Source organism: Bifidobacterium sp. ESL1130 (genome assembly GCF_058507935.1).
The window spans coordinates 1,917,258-1,936,075 of the sequence record NZ_CP196379.1 but is presented as its reverse complement, the minus strand read 5'-3'; the positions used below and the strand labels follow the sequence as shown (position 1 = coordinate 1,936,075).

General features: G+C 57.4%; 14 protein-coding genes. 10 read left to right on the top strand and 4 right to left on the bottom strand.

Annotated elements, in window-relative coordinates; translation table 11 throughout:
• Positions 1 to 112 precede the first annotated feature (112 nt).
• The 6 genes from ACSYSO_RS07730 to rsmI all read left to right on the top strand — a co-directional run bounded on the left by ACSYSO_RS07730 (position 113) and on the right by rsmI (position 8,464).
• Positions 113 to 1,153: a LacI family DNA-binding transcriptional regulator gene (locus ACSYSO_RS07730; RefSeq protein WP_489760729.1), complete on the top strand. Its 1,041-nt coding sequence runs from the start codon at positions 113 to 115 to the stop codon at positions 1,151 to 1,153.
• Between the two features lie 206 nt (positions 1,154 to 1,359).
• On the top strand, positions 1,360 to 2,673 hold the full coding sequence (locus ACSYSO_RS07725) for an ABC transporter substrate-binding protein (RefSeq protein ID WP_489760728.1): 1,314 nt from the start codon (positions 1,360 to 1,362) through the stop codon (positions 2,671 to 2,673).
• Positions 2,674 to 2,829: 156 nt separating this feature from the next.
• Positions 2,830 to 3,768, top strand: a complete 939-nt coding sequence (locus ACSYSO_RS07720; RefSeq protein ID WP_489760727.1) for a carbohydrate ABC transporter permease — start codon at positions 2,830 to 2,832, stop codon at positions 3,766 to 3,768.
• A 237-nt stretch (positions 3,769 to 4,005) separates the two neighbouring features.
• On the top strand, positions 4,006 to 4,881 hold the full coding sequence (locus ACSYSO_RS07715) for a carbohydrate ABC transporter permease (RefSeq protein ID WP_489760726.1): 876 nt from the start codon (positions 4,006 to 4,008) through the stop codon (positions 4,879 to 4,881).
• A gap of 241 nt (positions 4,882 to 5,122) precedes the next feature.
• A complete protein-coding gene (locus tag ACSYSO_RS07710) occupies positions 5,123 to 6,265 on the top strand; it encodes a glycoside hydrolase family 172 protein (protein ID WP_489760755.1) in 1,143 nt (380 codons plus the stop codon).
• Between the two features lie 1,257 nt (positions 6,266 to 7,522).
• Positions 7,523 to 8,464, top strand: a complete 942-nt coding sequence (gene rsmI, locus ACSYSO_RS07705; RefSeq protein WP_489760754.1) for a 16S rRNA (cytidine(1402)-2'-O)-methyltransferase — start codon at positions 7,523 to 7,525, stop codon at positions 8,462 to 8,464.
• Between the two features lie 169 nt (positions 8,465 to 8,633).
• On the opposite strand, the gene ACSYSO_RS07700 is transcribed toward rsmI, so the two are convergent.
• Both ACSYSO_RS07700 and ACSYSO_RS07695 read right to left on the bottom strand, forming a co-directional pair.
• Positions 8,634 to 10,451 (bottom strand): MFS transporter, encoded by a 1,818-nt coding sequence (locus ACSYSO_RS07700; RefSeq protein ID WP_489799324.1) that lies wholly within the window; start codon positions 10,449 to 10,451, stop codon positions 8,634 to 8,636.
• Positions 10,452 to 10,790: 339 nt separating this feature from the next.
• The gene (locus ACSYSO_RS07695; RefSeq protein WP_489760724.1) at positions 10,791 to 11,702 is read right to left on the bottom strand and encodes a hypothetical protein; all 912 of its coding nucleotides are present in this window, start codon (positions 11,700 to 11,702) and stop codon (positions 10,791 to 10,793) included.
• A gap of 327 nt (positions 11,703 to 12,029) precedes the next feature.
• Between ACSYSO_RS07695 and metG the strand changes: the two genes are divergently transcribed.
• Positions 12,030 to 13,898: a methionine--tRNA ligase gene (gene metG / locus ACSYSO_RS07690; protein WP_489760723.1), complete on the top strand. Its 1,869-nt coding sequence runs from the start codon at positions 12,030 to 12,032 to the stop codon at positions 13,896 to 13,898.
• A 509-nt stretch (positions 13,899 to 14,407) separates the two neighbouring features.
• Here the strand turns inward: metG and ACSYSO_RS07685 are convergent.
• Positions 14,408 to 15,268 carry an HAD-IIA family hydrolase gene (locus ACSYSO_RS07685; protein ID WP_489760722.1) on the bottom strand — a complete coding sequence of 287 codons (861 nt, stop codon included), beginning with the start codon at positions 15,266 to 15,268 and terminating at the stop codon, positions 14,408 to 14,410.
• Positions 15,269 to 15,380: 112 nt separating this feature from the next.
• On the opposite strand from ACSYSO_RS07685, the gene ACSYSO_RS07680 reads away from it, so the two are divergent.
• A complete protein-coding gene (locus tag ACSYSO_RS07680; RefSeq protein WP_489760721.1) occupies positions 15,381 to 15,911 on the top strand; it encodes a gluconokinase in 531 nt (176 codons plus the stop codon).
• A 35-nt stretch (positions 15,912 to 15,946) separates the two neighbouring features.
• Here the strand turns inward: ACSYSO_RS07680 and trpS are convergent, their stop codons facing one another.
• Entirely contained in the window at positions 15,947 to 17,050 is a 1,104-nt protein-coding gene (gene trpS, locus ACSYSO_RS07675; RefSeq protein ID WP_489760720.1) for a tryptophan--tRNA ligase, read from the bottom strand.
• A 143-nt stretch (positions 17,051 to 17,193) separates the two neighbouring features.
• On the opposite strand from trpS, the gene ACSYSO_RS07670 reads away from it, so the two are divergent.
• Positions 17,194 to 17,589 carry a DUF3073 domain-containing protein gene (locus ACSYSO_RS07670; RefSeq protein WP_489760719.1) on the top strand — a complete coding sequence of 132 codons (396 nt, stop codon included), beginning with the start codon at positions 17,194 to 17,196 and terminating at the stop codon, positions 17,587 to 17,589.
• Positions 17,590 to 17,662: 73 nt separating this feature from the next.
• Positions 17,663 to 18,766 (top strand): class II fructose-bisphosphate aldolase, encoded by a 1,104-nt coding sequence (fbaA, locus tag ACSYSO_RS07665; protein ID WP_489760718.1) that lies wholly within the window; start codon positions 17,663 to 17,665, stop codon positions 18,764 to 18,766.
• Positions 18,767 to 18,818: the final 52 nt, after the last annotated feature.

Here is an 18,818-nt window from a genome sequence, read left to right as displayed (position 1 = left end):
GATTAAAATAACAAAAGCGAAACGTTTCGACGATGAACGTCACGCGTACCACTGGCTTCGTTCGGCGCACTGCGAGCGAGGCTGCAGGCTCTCGCAGTGGAGAGGAGATGACATGGCTGGCATCAAGGATGTGGCGCAAGACGCCGGTGTCTCGGTCAGTACCGTCTCGTATGCCCTGTCGGGAAAGCGCTCCGTTTCCAAAAAGACAACCGACCGCATCATGGCCTCCATTGAGAAGCTGGGCTATATCCCCGATGCCAGTGCGCAAAAGCTGCGCGGTGGAGGCAACCACATCATCGCCATCGCCCCTGGGCGTCGTGAGGTCAAGCAGGCGCGTTTCAGCGTGTACTTCATGCAGACCGCACTTCAGGCAAAAGCCGCCGGCTACGACGTTCTGTTGCTGACCGGCGAGGATGCCGTGGCCGACATCGAACGGGTGACCCGCAGCAACCTTGCGGACGGGGTGGTGCTGCTTGATGTGGAAGAGGACGACGCACGCACCGCCGCGGCGGCGAACTACGGGAAACCGTGCGTGGCGATCGGATATCCGGCCAATCATGGCGGCTGCGCATGCGTTGACATCGATTTTGCGGCCATGGGTGTGGAGGCTGTGCGCATGTTGCACGATGCCGGGCATGACCGGGTGGCGTTGCTGCGCAGCGTGGTTGACATTCACGAACCCATTCCGGGATACATGGAGCTGTTCCGCGATGCGTTCTTGCGCGCCGCGCGCAGTTCCCGCATCGAAGTCGTGGTTCCCGAGCTGGTAAGTTACGCTGATTTTGATGCCGAACGGTTCGTTGACGATGTGTTCTGCGGGGCGCATGCCCCGACCGCCATGGTCAATGAGGCCGATGGGTCGTTGCTTTCCCTAGTGCTTGCAACCCTGGACGCCAAGGGTCTGCGGGTGCCGGGGGACGTATCCGTGATTTCGTGTGGCACGTTGCTGGAAAGTCAGTTGCCCAACCGGAACATATCCGAAATGCCTATCACCCCTGCAAAGCTGTGCGAACGGGCCATGCGCATGCTGCTTGACTCCATCGAGCGGCATGAGGACATCCGCGGATTGGTGGAGCTGCATCAGCCGGTGTTTGTCGATCGCGGCTCGCTGGCCGATGCTCCACGACGCAGCGGAAGGGGGCGGCGTATGTAAAGCAATGTCAACACTCAGCAAGGTATGTCAATGAGGACATCGTAACCATGTCAGGCTCTGCAGTATAAGAGTCGATGCAATCAACAGTGAAACGCAACGAGGCGTGCAACTCTGCCGATTGTCGAAACGTTTCGCATTATGCATGCAATGCGCGTTTGTGACATCGCGGGCCGTGCGGCTCAAGGACAAAGCAAAAGGACAAAGCAATGAATGCGAAGAAAAAAATAGCCGCCATCGTCGCGGCCGTGACGATGTTGAGCCCACTGGCGGCCTGCGGCAGCGGCGACACGCAAAAAGGCGACTCGGGAGCCAAGCCCGAGTCGATCTCCTTCTGGTACTACGAGGATCCGACCTCCGCCGAGACCGCAGCCTGGAAGAAAGCCGCGGACAAGTTCACCAAGAAGACTGGCATCAAGGTGAAGTTCGAAACCAAGTCATTCACCCAGATCGCACAGAACGCCAGCCAGTTCCTCAACTCCGACGAGGCGCCGGACATCATGGAATCCAACCGCGGCAACGGTTCCGCCGGCATGCTCTCATCCATGAACCTGCTTTCCGACCTCGGCCCGTACGTGGAGAAGTATGGCTGGGACAAGGACATCTCCAAGGGTGACGCCACCATCGCCAAGTACGACGACAAAGGCGTGATGGAAGGCGACAAGTGGGTCGGCCTGCCCAGCTACGCCGAATACCAGCGCGTGTTCTACAACAAGGACATGTTCGCCAAGCAAGGCATCAAGATTCCGACCACCATGGACGAATTCGAAGACGCCTGCGCGAAGTTCAAGGCCGCCGGCATCACTCCCATCGCCGCGGATGCCCAGGACTACGGCGTGCTCTGGCTCTGGTGGTCGCTGGTCGGCACCAAGGCCGATAAGAAATTCATCGACGCCTGGCAGATGTACAAGCAACCCGTCGATTGGAATTCCGAACCGTTGACGTACGCGACGAACAAAATCGACGAATGGCTGCAGAAGGGCTACATCTCTCGCAACGCCACCGGCCTGAAGGGCGAGGACACCACGGTGTCCTTCATCAAGGGCGAAAGTCCGATCTACCAGACCGGTACCTGGACGGAAAGCCGCTTCAACAGCCAGATCAAGGACTTTGATTGGGACGCCTCCGTCATGCCCGGCACCAAGATGCTGCAGGGCTGCACCGGCAACCTGCTGGTCATTCCCGAGCGCTCGAAGAACAAGGACTGGTCCGCCCAGCTGCTCAACGAAGTAATCTCCCAGGACGTGCAGACCGGTATCGGCAATGCCGGCAATGTGCCGCTCAACGCCGACATGAGCAAGATCACCGATGAGAAGAACAAGAAGATGATCGAGGAGTATCAAAGCTTCTCGTCCGAGAGCGCTCTTTCCTACTATCCTGACTACCCCGCTTCGAGCCTGACGGACGCCATGTCCGCCGAGTTCCAGGAACTGGTCAACGGCACCAAGAAGCCCGACCAGATTTTGCAGGATCTCAAGAAGGCCTACAACTCCGGCGTGGAAGATATGGGTGTCAAAGACTAACCGCTCTCCCTACTTGCCTTCCGGTTATGCGCAATTGCAGGATCGGAAGGCAAGAGGCCCGCCGCGGTGGGTGCCAATGCGCACAGCACGTGCCCACCGCGGCTCACATCATTACCGTATCCGTTTGGAAAACTGCGCATTGCATAGGAGGCTTGTATGTCTAAACGAAACGCAAAATCAGGAGTCACGTATTCCCGGTTGCCGGGCAACAAATCTTCCCGATTTATCCCCTACCTCATCCCCGGATTGCTCTCATTGCTGGTGATCATCGTCGTTCCTGCACTGTGGAACGTCTTCTTGAGCTTCACCCGTTGGCGTGGCGTGGGCCCCGTGAAAATCATCGGGACGACGAATTGGCAGCGCCTGTTCCAAGACGGCATGTTTTGGAAGTCCTTCGCCAATTCGCTGTGGATTATCGTTGCCATCGTTATCATCCCAACGATTCTTGGCCTGTTTATCTCCTCGCTGCTCACCGATGTAATACAGAAAAAGTTCGGGCCACGCATCGCTTCGTTCATCCGAGCGCTCTACTACCTTCCCCAACTGTTGCCCGTCGCGGTCGCATCCATCATTATGGGCTGGATTTTCAGGCCGGACGATGGCGCTTTTAACGCATTGCTAGAAAAAATCGGCCTTGGCATGCTGCAGGGCAACTGGCTGGGCAGCCAGAAAACGGCGCTGCCAGTGCTCATGTTCATCCTCATTTGGATTCAGCTCGGCTACCCAATCGTCATCTTCATGTCAGGTCTGCAAAGAGTTGACCCCGAGCAGTACGAAGCCGCCAGCTTGGACGGCGCGAATTGGTGGCAGAAGTTCCGCGTCGTCACCCTGCCGGCCATCATGCCGGAACTGCTGGTGGTGATTCTCACCGCCACGATCGGCGCCCTGAAAACCTTCGGCCCGGTGTATCTGCTCACCAAAGGCGGGCCCGGCACCTCCACTATCGTGCCGTCGTACTATTCCTACAACCAGTTCTTCCAAGTGCAGCAAGTAGGTTACGGTGCGACTATTTCGACTGCTTTGACGGTGGTCATCATTGTCTTCTCCGTGGTGTTCACGCTCGTGCAGGGGCACGTCGAAAAGAACATGGATTGAAAGGGGTTCATCATGGTAAAAGAAACGGCTGCAACAACTGCAATAGCTTCAACGATTTCAACGGCTTCGGCAACTTCCGCAGTTTCACCATTGACGCGTGGCGGCGCGGCACATGCCAAGGTGGCGTCTGCTTCTGCGTCTGTGCCTGTGTCTGCATCAACGGCGGTATCAATATCGATGTCAAAGGCACAACCAAAATCAGTGTCACAACCAACGCCAACGCCAGCGCCGACGCCAGTGGCACAGTCGCATCCAAAGAACAGGACGAAGGCTCCGCTGAAGGCGCAGCGCATCCGCTCCTGGAGCGATTGGTTGGTGCTCATCCTGCTCATCGTCGGGGCAGTCGTCATGCTCAGCCCGCTCATCATCCTGACGATGAACGCGTTCAAGACCATCAGCGACTACAACTCCACTGGCCCGCTTTCCTGGCCGGCGCACTTTACCGTCAGCGGCATCGTCTCGTTCTGGAAGACGAGCCATTTCCCGACGAAATTCGTGAACAGCCTGGTCATCTCACTGGTCGTCGCGTTTTTCGGGGTGCTGCTTGCGGTGCTCAACTCCTTTGCGCTGGGAATCGGTAAGGTAAAGGGCAACCGGTGGATCATCCTGGTTATCATGCTGGCCAATATGATGCCGCAGGAGGCCCTGCTCTACCCGCTGTACACCATGTTCAAGCGAGTGGGGCTCTATAACTCCCAGCTGGCCATCATCGTCATCTTCTCGGTAATTCAAAGTGCTTATGGAACCTATCTGCTGTCGTCGGTCTACGGCACCTTCCCGCAGGCCATCCTCGAAGCCGCAACGCTGGACGGCGCCACACGCTGGCAGACGCTCATCAAGGTGGTGCTGCCGGTTTCGTGGTCGACCATCAGCGTGCTCTTTGTGTTCTTCTTCGTCTGGACATGGAACGAGTACATGATGCCGATGGCGTTCCTTATGGACGACAAAGTGCAGACTGTGCCGTTGGCCCTTGCCACGCTGCAGGGGCAGCATACGATGGATGCTACCACGCTGGCTGCGGCCTCGCTGCTGAGTATTGCGCCTACGATCATCTTCTATATCATCTTCCAGCGCAAGCTCAACCAAGGCATTGTATCCGGTTCGGTGAAGTAAGCGCGTCGGTGACGTAAGTATGGAAGTAAGCGCATCGGTAGCGTAAGCAACATCGGCGACGTCGGTGGTAGCGAAACATAAGGAAGGAATATCAATGAACGAGCGAGCACAAGAATCGCGACCCACAACGGACACGACAGGCGGTTCCGGCCTAGGCTTGGGCTTTGGTGGCGGATTGAGCTCCGGGGGTGGCTTTGGCTCCGCGGGCGGCTTCGGCTTAGGTTTGCTCGACGGCGTCGCCATGGCCTCCAGCGCTCGCTCGCGGTGCGTCAATGCCGAAAACCCGCGCGGGCAGAAGGGCAAGGGGGCCATGAGCGCGAGCAAACTTGGCCCCAGCCGCAAAGGCACGCCGTGCCTGGGCACGGTGCCGGCCGGCGCTTCGGTGACGCTCATGGACGTGGACGGGCCGGGGGTGATCCGCCATATCTGGATGACAGTGACCGACAAAACCTCGCCCACCGGGCCGAACGTGCTGCGCAACCTGATCCTCGAATTCTATTGGGATGGCGAGGAAAGCCCCTCCGTGGTGGCGCCGATCGGCGACTTCTTCTGCTGCGGGCATGCACAGGACTGCCGCGTCAACTCGCTGCCCATCATGGTGGCGCCTAAGCGCGGCTTCAACTCCTACTTCTCCATGCCGTTCGAGCACGCCAAAATCGTACTGCGCAGCGACCATAACGAGGACGTGCCGGCCTTCTTCTACCAAATCGACTACACCGAGTACGACGCTCTGCCCGTGGGCGCCATGCGCTTCCACGCGCAGTGGCGGCGCGAGCGGGTCACTGAGCTTGGGCGCGACTACACCATTCTCGATGGCGTGCGCGGCAAGGGGGCGTATGTGGGCACGTATGTGGCGCTCACGGCGCTCGAAAGCCGCTGGTGGGGCGAGGGCGAAATCAAAATGTACATCGACGGTGACGGCGACTATCCCACGTGGTGCAGTACGGGTAGTGAAGACTACTTTGGTGGCGCATGGAGCTATGGGGCGTTCGGCGACGGGGGTGAGGGGAACGGTGCGGCCGGCTGCGATTTGGGCGCGCCCACGCATCCGGGGTCACCCACTCCTGCACGCGGGCAGATGTACGAGCAGACCTACTGCAGCCCCTTCGTTGGCTTCCCATTCTATTCGCAACGTTTGGAAGGGCGCAGCAGCGACTATTGGGATCTGGCCACGCCGGTGATGCGCGGACTGTACCGTTGGCACCTGCCTGACCCCATCTATTTTGACCACGACCTGCGCGTTACCATGCAGCAGATCGGCAGTCAGGAGGCGGGGCTGTTCGAGCGCAGCGACGATGTGGCCAGTGTGGCCTACTGGTATCAGCTTGAGCCGCACGCCCCCTTCGAGCCGATTGGCGACCGCCACTTCCGCCAGCCGCGATGATGGTGCTGCCACGGTACTGCCGGCTGCGCGACAAAACCGTCGCTAGCGCCCGCTCAGCGTCGGTTTTGTTGCGTTTGGCAGTAGAGTCGCAACTAATCCGTCGTTGAGGCAGTGCTAGCGTCGGTTTGGTTGCGGTGGGTGGTCGTGCAGCAGCTGAATCGTCGCTGGGATGGTGTCAGTGACGGTTTTGTTGCGCGTTGGGGTGTGGCTAGTAGGTGGCGTAACGCGTAACCGACGTATACCCCGGTGGTGCGCAGTTAACCTGAATGTTATCGCAACAGAACCGTCGCTTATCGAATGTCAGAGACGGTTTGGTTGCGTTGGGTGACGTGGTTGCGGCGAAACCGTTGCTTGTTGGACGTGAGCGTCGGTTTGGTTGCGTTGGGCGGCAGTGAAGCAGCGTAACCGTTGCTGAGGTGATGTGAGTGACGGTTTTGTTGCGTTGGGTGGTCGTGCAGCAGCTGAATCGTCGCTGGGATGGTGTCAGTGACGTTTCTGACGTGTTGAGTATGGGTGAAGCGGCGAAACCGTCGCTGAGGTGAAGTCAGTGACGGTTTTGTTGCGTTGAGTGTTCGGTTGTGGTTTGTTGGCGGCATAATCATGTGTGCCCCGGTGATTGGGGGTTGTTGGATCCGTGCAATCGCTGCTGATAACGGGTTAGTGACGGTTTTGCTGCATGACTTGCTATTCAATGGTTGTGCAGGTGGCGCAGGAGATGGTCAAGCAGTGCTTAGACTGCATGGCGCGTTATTCAAATAGGTGTGCAGGTGGGTTTTACAGGTCTCGCGCGATACTGGGGATATGACGCATGATTTCGGGGACATAGAGCACGGGATGACAGATAAGATGGATGGGGAACCTGCTGTTGCTGAGCCTGACAGCCAAGTAACCAAGGGTCATCAGTATGGCACTGATGCTGCGTTGAGTGTGGATACCGAATACTCTTGCGGTGCCGGTGGTGATACTGGTATGTCTGATGTTGATGTTGATGAGTCTGGCACCGGTATGGCTGGTATGGATGTGGCTGACAGCGATGTGGCTGATGCTGCGGTGAGTGCTGATACCGAACATTCTTGCGTTGCTGATGGTGATACGGATGTGGTCGGCAACGATGCGGCTGATATGGTTGCTTCTGGCAACGATATAGCTGATGCTGGGGCAGATGCGACTGGCACTGATATGGTTGGCACTGATGTGGCTGATGCTGCGGTGAGTGCCGATTTTGATCACTCTCGCGTTGCTGATGACGATACTGATATGGCTGATACTGATATGACGGACAGTAATACGACGAACACCGATATGATCCCGCGCGGCACGGTGGTGCTTGCGGCCACGCCCATTGGCAATACTGGCGACGCGTCCGACCGGCTGAAAGCCTTGCTGGAACATGCTGACATTGTGGCTGCCGAGGATACGCGGCGTCTTTACGATTTAGCACGTCGACTGGGTGTTTATGTCAACGGTCGTGTGGTGGCGTACCACGATCATAACGAGCGCAACCGTGCAGACGGTCTGCTGGATGAGGTGGAATCTGGTGCCACCGTGCTAGTGGTGTCAGATGCCGGCATGCCTACCATCAATGATCCAGGGCTTGCGATTGTGCGCCGCGCTATCGAGCGTGGCATTCCCGCCACCTGTGCGCCCGGACCAAGCGCGGTGCTTGACGCGCTGGCGTTGTCTGGCCTGCCTACCGACAAGTTCTGCTATGAGGGCTTTCTGCCGCGCCGTCACAGCGAACGTGTGCGCTATTTGCGTACTATGCTCGCAGAGCGTCGCACCATCGTCTGGTATGAGACGCTGCATCGCATTGATGAGTCGATGGCTGACCTGTTGGAGGTGTTCGGTTCGGATCGTGCCATGGCGTTATGCCGAGAACTGACGAAGACTCACGAGGAGATTCGGCGAGGTACTGTCTCGCAGATTCGCAGCAGTGTGGAACAGGACCCGCCGCGTGGTGAGCTTGTGTTGGTGGTCGCCGGTGCAAGTGATGAAGAGGCGCAGCAGGCCGCCGATGCCCAGGGAGGTTCGCTGAGCATCGTTGATTTGGCGCAGTTGGCGATGGAACGTGCGCAGGCGAGTGGGGTGCGCGTCAAGGATGCCATCGCCGAAGTGGCGAAGGAACATCTTCTGGCTGACGGTTCAATGCCGGCACGCAAGGAGATATACCAGGCGGTACTTGAACTCAAGCAGCAGTAGGCATCAGGCAGTGCGAATTTCAGCGGCAACCGGGTGTATGTGCTGCCTATGTAGGGCAGCGTCTGGCTGGTAATCGCGTGTATCGAAGGTACGATATACGCAAGTCTGGCATGCTCTACCGTTGTGTACGGCCTCCTTTTCCGCACTGGCTAGTTCCAAGTTGGTCTGATTATTGGTGTGGTTTCTCCTTGGTTGGTGAAACAGCTGGCCCAGACTCCTCATGTTTTGGTGGCTGTGTGGTATTGGATATCTGCCGTTGAGCCGCCGTTTCATCGCCATTCGCGGGTTTGACTTCGGCGCGGGTTTCAGGTTTTCGCGCCAATCGTACGTTTTCGGGCTGTTGTGGCAGTATCTGTCCGGCGGGAATCTCTACCGTTACCAGCGGCATGGGCATGGTGCTGGTGTCGATAAGCGGGTTCTCTCGCTGTGTGCGCACCAGTTGTTTGGCTTCGGCCTCGCTTTCCACAGTAGGCATGGAGCCGGGTAGAGGTGAGCGGGAACTTTCCTTCATGCACAGTGCCGCAATGCCGCTGAACAATGCGAAGAACATGATGTAAAAACCTGGCATGTCATGGTTGCCGGTCACTGAGATAAGCGCCTGCGCCACCAGCGGAGTGGTGCCGCCGAACAGGGAGACGGCAAAGTTGTAGGACAGTCCCATACCGGAGAACCGCGATTCGGTAGGGAAGAGGGCTGGCAGTGTGCTGGCGGAGACACCAGCGTACAGGGCGATGGGAACCGCAATCATGGCCAAGGCTGCTTGAATCGACCAGAAGGTGCCCTGGTGCAGCAGCTGGAATGCCGGATAGACCAGTATGAGCGTGGCGATTGAGGCAGCGAGGTAGATCGGTTTGCGGCCGATGCGGTCGGAAAGCGCGCCCACCAGAGGCAGGCACAGCGACATGACGATGAGCACTGGCACGGTGGCTGCGGCTGCCATGGTGGTGCTGGTGCCAACTTCTTCTTCCAGATAGGTGGGCATATAGCTGGTGAGCACATATCCCGCCGTGTTGGTGGCGGCGACGATGGCGACTGCGATGAGTAGACGGCGCCAATAATGTTTGATGACATACCGCATTGTGCCGGTGCGGTCCCACGCGGAAACATTGGTTTGCGGCTGCGGTTGCGCTTGCGATGTGGTGCGTGTGCTGGAACCGGTCGTTCCGCTGGCCTGCTGGGCCTTGGCGGTCTCCTCGCGCTTGACGTGTTCGGAGAACTGCGGAGTCTCGGGGATTCTTGACCGCAGCAGAATTGCCAAGATACCCAAGGGGATGGTGAGCAGGTAGGGGATGCGCCACCCGCCGTTGACCATGGAGTTCGGGCCTGCCACATGGTTGGTGACGACTGTGGTGATGGCTACAGTTGCGGCGCCGAACGCGGAGCCGAGATAGGAACCTAAGTCAAGCCATGCACTGTAGAAACCGCGCTTGCGGTCGGGTGAGAATTCGGAGATGTATGTGGTAGCGCCTGCGTATTCGCCGCCGGTGGAAAAGCCTTGCACCATCTTGAGCAGGTAGAGCGGCAGAATAGCCCAGCCGCCGATTTGCTGGGAGGTGGGCAGCAAGCCGATAAGCCCAGTGGAGATGGCCATCATGCTCATCGTGACCATCAGCACTTTTTGCCGGCCAACGCGGTCTCCGATGGGGCCGAGCACAATACCGCCAAGCGGGCGTACCAGAAAACTGATGGCGAAGCCAAGCAACATGACGAGCAGCCCCATGCTCTCCGGCATATCTCCAGTGAACACTTTGCTCATGGTGACGGCGAGATACCCGTAGACGCCGAAATCATACCATTCCATGAAATTGCCGACCACGGTTCCAGCGATGGCTTGCTTGAGCACTGTGGGCTCGACGATGGTGACGTCCTTTTTGCGCAGGAACAGCCTGCGAATTTGGATGCGGCGCGTCTTTTTCTTTGGCTTGGCACTCGTTTTTATACCTGCGAAGGCGCGTTGATTGTGATATTTGCGATGTGTGTTCTGCACTTCTGCTGTCACTCCTCTGTCCTTGTCGATCATCCGGAATAATCGGACTCTCTTAGTGAACTCGGGTTGGGAAGCAGCGCCGTGACGGCTCCCTCCTTAATGTCGATGGCGACTTTCCACTTTCAACTCGAACATAACGGTACGGGTGAGTCTATCACCGTTATGTTGCGATAATCGTGGAATGCCGGCTGGCACGGCGCAATTTTCTGCTCCAATAGCCTGTTCTCACAGGCTTTTCGTTGTCTCCTCTGAGAGCTGATCTTGCATCTGAGAGTTGATCATGCGTCGGAAGGCTGTCGAAGGCTGGATGGTGACGATGTTGCACCGTCACGAGACCGCCTAGAAGCAATACCGTATGGTTTTGAAAAACTCCTTTGCTTGCCCGCTATTTGGCCAGAACCGATTTTCTTCGAGAATGTGCAGACAGTCTGCAGGGTCGAAATGATATTCCTGAATGAGCGCGCAGGCGTTTTCCCGGGCTGCCGCACTTATCGTCCCGGTCTTGGCGGCACATGCATGGCATACTTTGCCCATTCCTCCAGGCATGTTCTCCATGTCTCGTAATGGTTCCGTCTTGTCGTCTTGTTCAATCTCCACGCATGACGCCAGCACGATATCTACTGCGGTACGCGCAGGAGTGGTGATGTTCAACCCGGCGATGTTGCTGATTTCGGACGCGCATGCATTACGTTCGCAGCTGTGCACCTTGCGCCCGTAGGCGAGCGTGCGGTAGTGGGAGGTCGAGATGACATCCACAGTCTCAGGGAACTCGCCTCCCAACCACACCCATGCAGCTGTGCCTGCACAAGCGGTAGCATGTGGGGGAACCAGATTCGCCATGATGATGCCGCGCCCGAACAGTGTGTCGGCATATTGCGACAGGTAGGCATTGATATCGTCAAGACGATGCAAGGTTCCGGAATCTCCCAATATATTCATGCTCATGGGGCCGGGCAGACTTTTCAGCTTGAGCAGTGTCGGCGCAATGCTTGCCTCACCGGGGAAAGCGGGGGCAGAAAGGTTTCCTACCGCTTTTGTATGGGGAACTTTGGTATGCAAACCGGTGCTGTGCACCTGTTCTGCGCCATGAATTGAAGGATTGCCGATAGGTATGTTGGGAGGAAAAAGCGGTGAAGAGGGCACCTCGAACCGCTGTTGTTGTGTGTGGCCGGAAGAGACAGCCATCGGAGAGGCTGTCGAACCAGTCGAACCAGTGGGAGTAAGGGTTTTCATGTTGGGTGCGGTCTGCATATTGCTCCTTGGGTGTGGTGGTTGCCGGTCGTGCCGGTCAGTGCCGTTGGTGTGCGCCGGTATGGATTGGCTGTGTCCTTCCGCTGGATGCCGGAGGGATTGCGCTTGACTGTAACCGCTGCAGCATGAGTACGCCAGCCGGTTTTGCAAATCCGTGGATATGTGGATAACTTCTGCGAGCAAAAAAGATTTGTGGACGACACTGCGAACAACTTGCTCGGCAACAGCCCTGATATAGGTGCATCGCACTGTTTACCATTGTTCCGATGAAGTTTGGTCAGCGGTAGAGCCGGTCTGGCTGTCCTCGCTCGGCCCGATAATCGGGACATGACTCATATCTTGGTAAATGTTGCCTGGCCCTACGCGAACGGCCCTCGCCACATCGGACACGTCGCGGGCTTCGGTGTGCCCTCCGACGTGTACGCGCGCTACGAGCGTATGAAAGGCGACGACGTGCTCATGGTCTCCGGCACTGACGAGCACGGCACCCCCATTCTTGTCGAAGCAGACAAAGAAGGCGTGGGGCCACAAGAGCTGGCCAACCGCTACAACCGTGTCATAGCGCAGGATTTGTGTGACCTAGGCCTGAGCTACGACCTCTTTACTCGCACTACTACCGGCAATCATGAGCAGGTGGTGCAGGAGATGTTCAAGCAGTGCCTAGAGAACGGCTATATCTACAAAGGCACGCAAAAGGTTGCGATTTCACCCTCTACCGGGCGCACGCTGCCTGATCGGTACATTGAGGGCACCTGCCCTATCTGCGGTGCTGACGGCGCTCGCGGCGATCAGTGCGACAACTGCGGCCACGAGCTTGACCCAGATGAGCTCATCAATCCGGTATCCAAAATCAACGGCGAGACCCCGCGTTTCGAAGAGACCGAGCACTTCTTCCTTGACTTGCCGGCGCTCGCCGAGGCGAATCTGGCTTGGCTCAAGACACGTGAAGGATGGCGCACCAACGTCATCAACTTCTCCATAGGCCTGTTTAAAGAGGTCAAACCCCGCGCCATCACACGCGACATCGACTGGGGTATCCCCGTGCCGGTGGATGGTTGGATCGACAATCCCAACAAGAAGCTCTACGTATGGTTTGACGCGGTGATCGGCTACTTGTCGGCTTCTGTGGAGTGGGCGCGCCGCAAAGGTGAACCCGATGCGTGGAAAGCGTGGTGGAACGACCCGCAGGCACTGTCCTACTACTTCATGGGCAAAGACAACATCACCTTCCATTCCCAGATTTGGCCTTCCGAGATGCTGGCTTACAACGGCGAAGGCTCCAAGGGCGGAGAACCTGGTGAATTCGGCAAGCTGAATCTGCCTGAGCAGGTGGTGGCCAGCGAGTTCATGACTATGGAAGGTAAGAAGTTCAGCTCGTCTCGCGGCATCGTGATCTATGTCAAAGACATTCTGGCACGGTACCCCGTGGACGCAGTGCGCTACTACATCTCTGTAGCCGGCCCTGAGACCAGCGATGCTGACTTTACATGGTCGGAGTTTGTGCGCCACAACAACGAGGAACTGGCTGCCAGCTGGGGCAATCTGGTCAACCGTGTGGCTAACCTCATCTATCGCAAGTTCGGTGAGATTCCGGAGCTTGACGAGGATTCCATGACTCCCGAAGACCGTGCGCTGCTCGAAGAGAGCGCCTCGGCCTTCGACACGGTCGGCGGTCTCATTGAGCGGCACCGTCAGAAGAACGCATTGAATGAAGCTATGCGTGTGGTGGGTGACATCAACAAATACATTTCCGCCGTCGAACCTTGGAAGATTAAGGACGACGACAAGCGTTTGGGCACGGTGCTGCACACCTGCGCGCAGGCGGTTTCTGATGCGAACCATTTGTTGGCGCCGTTCCTGCCGCATGCCAGCCAGAAGGTGTGGGAAGCGCTGGGAGGTACCGGTGTCTTCTCGCCGTTGCCGCGAATCGAAGAGGTGGAGGATCTCGATAAGCCGGGCTTCACCTATCCCATCATCACCGGAGACTATGAGCTGGGCCGTACGGTGCACCCATGGCGCAGTGAAACGTTGACGGCAGGTACCCCCGTGCCGCAGCCGACTCCCATCTTTGAAAAGATTCCTGAAGAAGCTGTGGAAGAGGAATTGGCTCGTTTTGAGGCTGATCTCGCTAAACGTCAAGAAGATGAAGCGAAGCGCTTTGAAGAGGCGAAAGCCAAACTTGATCAAGCAGAGTAAGTAAACCTTGAAGGTTCTTTCAGAGATTTTTGAGGTGTGACCATCGTTTTTCCAAGAACTATGAGGTTATATGGTTCTTGTCAGCGGGTAACACCGGTGATGGAGTTTCTTCGGGATCTTCATAACTGAATTTCTTCTCTCTCAGCCCGGCGGGTACCCCCTGCCGGGTTTTCTCTTGTCTATGTTCAACCCGATTCTTGCCCATGCGCGTTATTCCTTGAATTCTGGCCACTTTGCGGAACAAACTTTGATGCTGGACCGTTTTTACTTTAGATGTTGGCTTTTAATCAAGGCAATGGGGCGAGCTGGCTCTTTGCAAAGGCGGGCGTGGAAGTTCTTGCGGAGCGAGGTGCCGGTCGAATATCTCGATATAACACAGTGTGGCCCTGCCGCGAACACGACAGGGCCACACTTGCACACGCCAATGAGACAGAGAAACCTCAAAACAGACTACAGACTATACGGACGATACAGACTATATGCTAGCTCGAGTTTCTGCTTGGTTCCGGTTACTTTGCTGCGTGCTTGGCGGACGGATTGGTGGATGCCTGAGAAGCGTTCACTACGCCCGGCTTCTTGGCGGTTTGCACGTAGGGAATCAAATCTTTGACGCCTTCGACCACGTGCGAGGGGCGGAACGGGTATTTGTCGATAGACTCGCGGGTCGAAATACCTGTCATTACCAAGAACGTCTCCACGCCGGCCTCAAGACCTGCACGAATGTCTGTATCCATCCGGTCTCCGATCATCGCTGTGGTCTCGCTGTGTGCACCCAGCTGGTTGAGCGCGGTGCGGAAGAAGACCGGGTTTGGCTTGCCGATGAAATATGGTTCGAAGCCACTTGCCGTCTTAATCATCTCAGCCACGGCGCCGGCTGCCAGCAGATCGCCGTCTGAGGAGGGACCGGTGTAGTCCGGGTTGGTGCAGATGAATCGTGCGCCGTGCTGGATAAGACGCAGTGCCGTGGTGAGCTCTTCGAAGGAATAATTGCGCGTCTCTCCGATGATCACGTAATCCGGATCCTGGTCAGTGAGGATGTATCCCATCTCGTGCAGGGCGGTGGTGAGACCGGCCTCGCCCACCACATAGGCGCGTCCCCGGGGAATCTGCTGGCTTACGAAATTCGCGGTGGCCATGGCGCTGGTCCAGATGTAATCCTCCGGAATATCAATGCCGCTGGCGTGCAGCCTCCAGCTCAGGTCTCGCGGCGAGAAAATGGGATTGTTGGTGAGCACCAGGAAAGGCACGTCGGCCTTCTTGAGCGCGTCAATGAATTCCACGGCTCCGGGCAGTGCCTCGTTCTCGTGAACCAGCACACCGTCCATGTCGGTGAGCCAAGCTTGAATATGTTCTGTCTGTGCATGTGCCATACTTTCAGACTACTCTACTTTGCGCGCATATGCGCCTTCTGATGGAAAATTTCAATGAGAAAATCAGAGGAGGGTGCATGATGGTTGAGGTCGGTGTGGTGAAGGAGAAGACATGAGTGAACGTGCTACAAGGCATATTGTGGTGATGGGAGTGTCCGGCTGTGGCAAAACGACTGTGGCAACAGGTTTGGCGGAATATTTAGATTACCGTTTTGCCGAAGGCGACGACTTTCATCCGGCTGCCAACATCGCCAAAATGAGCGCTGGAACCCCCCTGACCGATGACGACCGGTGGCCGTGGCTCCGCTCTGTGGGCGAGTGGACGGCTGAGCGGGCTGCGCAAGGAGTGTCCACAGTGGTCTCCTGTTCGGCGTTGAAGCGTGCATATCGAGACGTGCTGCGCGACGCTTGTCCGATGTACTTTGTGCACCTTACGGCAAGCCGCGAGTTGTTGACGGCCCGTATGGAGGCTCGTCAAGGACACTTCATGCCCTCAAGCTTGTTGGGCAGCCAGCTTGCCACTATAGAGCTGTTGGAGCCTGACGAAGCCGGCTGCCAGATTCCGGTGGAAGGTTCGCCGCAAGATGTGCTGAACCGTGTGATTGCAGCATTGCAGCATTGCGGTAAGGCGGTAAGGCGGTAAGGCGGTAAGGCGGTAAGGGGTGGGACTGTATGGAATCAGTACTGCATACCCATCGCTTCGCGTACCTCGCCGAGCGTCTCTTCGGCAATTGCGTTGGCGCGTTTGTTGCCGTCTCGAATGACGTCGCGAATGGAATCCATATCTTTCGCCAACTCCTCACGTCGTTCACGGTGTGGTGCCAAGAAGTTGTTGACGGATTCGATCACATAGGCTTTGAGCGCGCCGGCGCCGGCATCGCCAATCTCCTCGGCGATTTCAGCGGGGTCGCGGTCGGTGACCAACCCTGCGGTGGTGAGCAGTGCCGAAACCTGAGGGCGGTTGGTAGGGTCGAAGGTGATGCGGCGTTCGGAATCGGTGGGGCTTTTCTTGATCAGCTTCGCGGTCTCTTCGGCGCTGGCGCCCAGCATGATGGAGTTGCCGTACGATTTGCTCATCTTGCGTCCATCGAGCCCGGGAATCTCGGGAGCTTCAGAGAGAATCGCCGCAGGCTCGGGGAACACGGGGTTCTTTTTGGCGTAGCGCTCGTTGAAACGGCGGGCGATGGTGCGTGTAATTTCCACGTGTGGCAGGTTGTCTTTGCCGATTGGCACCACGTTGGCTTTGCAGAAGAGGATGTCGCACGCCTGATGCACCGGGTAGGTGAGTAGCAGACCGGTCAGCGCATGGCCTGATGCTTCTTTCTCTGACTTGACGGTGGGATTGCGTTCCAGCTCGGCTTCGGTAACCAGGGAGAGGAACGGCAGCATGAGCTGGTTTTCAGCCGGTACCGAAGAGTGTGTGAACATCATGGTTTTGGTCGGGTCAATGCCGGCGGCCATGTAATCGAGCACCATATTCAGCACATTCTCGCCAATGTGATCGGTGGTGTCGCGGTCGGTGATCACTTGGTAGTCTGCAATCACCACGTTGGTGTGCACGCCTTTGTTCTGCATTTCCACGCGTGATTTGATGGAACCGAAATAGTGGCCAAGGTGCAGGCGACCGGTGGGGCGGTCTCCAGTGAGCATGGTGAACTTGCCGGGGTTGGCTTCGAGCTTCGCGCGTGTCTTCTCCGAGCGCTCCTTGGCGGCGAGGAAACTGGCGCTCATCTCGTTCCCAGCGGCGGTAACCTGGTGTTCTTCGTGCTCTGCGTCTGTCATGGTGATCCTTTTCCAGCGCCGCAAACCTTGCGGGATAATAATGATTTCATGCTAAAAGTCTGAGCCGACAATGAAACGAGCATACCAAGTGATACTCTGGTGGCAATGAAATGTCACTGGTAGAAGAGCATGCAGGGGGTCAAATGGGCCGCGGACGTCAGAAGGCTAAACAAAAGAAAATAGCCCGAAAGTTGAAGTATCTGACAACCGATACCGATTATGACGAGCTCGCCAAAGAGTTGAACGAGCAGGAGCCGGGTTCAGGGTTGGTGGATCCTTTCGAGCAGATCGAGGGAACGCAGGAGTCTGCCGTGACTTCTGGCACTGAGGCTGTCGAGTCCGAGGGGGTCGCTGCGGGAGCAAACGCCGATGATGCGCTGTCACAGGACGATTTGGACGAGTATGCCCAATGGGCGGCTGAAGCTGCTGCAAAGGCCACCAGCACCGAAGCCAAGGCTGCTCCCAAAGCGGTGAAGCCTCGTAAACCGTTCCCCATGCCGGTGCCGGGTGCGTTGCGCCGAGCCAAGTCCGGAGAGTAGCTGGCACTAGGAGTAGCTGGCGCAGCTGGACTGAGTTGCATACCGCTATAGGGTCGGTGCATATAATGGGCGCATGACGTTGGCGACCCCGGAACGATACGCGCACATGCTTGATGCAGCCAAGCAAGGCGGCTACGCGTTTCCTGCCATCAATGTGACCAGCACGCAGACGCTTAACGCTGCGCTGCAAGGTTTTGCCGAGGCCGAGTCAGATGGCATCATTCAGGTTTCGGTAGGTGGCGCTTCCTATCTGTCGGGGCAGAGCGCGCAAAACCGTGTGGTCGGTTCACTTGCCTTTGCAGACTTTGCTCGCCGCGTTGCTGCACAATACCCGCATATTGCTGTGGCGTTGCATACTGACCATTGTGCCAAGCCCTACCTTGACGAGTGGGTGTTGCCGCTCTTGGAGCATGAGGCCGAGCAGGTGAAGCGTGGAGAAGAGCCTGCGTTCCAGTCGCACATGTGGGACGGATCGACGTTGCCGTTGACGGACAATTTGGATATTGCACAGCGGCTGCTTGACTGTTCACAGGCGGCACGCACAGTGCTGGAGATTGAGATCGGTGCTGTTGGCGGCGAAGAAGACGGCCACCGTGCAGACATTGATGAACGGCTTTATTCCACGCCTGAAGATGGGTTGGAAGTGGCGAGAAGGCTTGGTCTGGGCGAGCGTGGACGATACCTGGCGGCATTCACATTTGGCAATGTGCACGGTGCTTACAAGCCTGGGGTGGTCAAGCTACGTCCGGAACTGCTTGGTGAGATTCAACACACTGTGGCCGATGCGGTCGCGTCCGGTCGCTTGGAAGGTAGCTCGCCGGTTGGTCGATTCGTCGCAAAGGGCTTGAATGGTTCGGCCGGTTCATTCCCGGCAGACAAGCCATTCTCCATGGTATTCCATGGCGGTTCCGGTTCGAGTGCGGCGGAGATTGCCGATGCGGTTCGCGCCGGCGTGGTCAAGATGAACATTGATACCGACACGCAGTATGCCTTCACGCGCGCCGCTGCCGGCCACATGTTTGCGCACTATGATGCGGTGCTCAAAGTGGACGGCGAAGTGGGCGATAAACGCTACTACGACCCCCGTTCTTGGGGAGCAGAAGCGGAAACTGCCATGGCAGCGCGCGTGGTAGAGGCCTGCGAGATGCTCGGCAGCGCCGGCAAAGCTCTGAAATAACCTTCTCTTTCCACCATAGTGAGCTCCGCCGGGCAGGCGTGGGCTGTAGGTA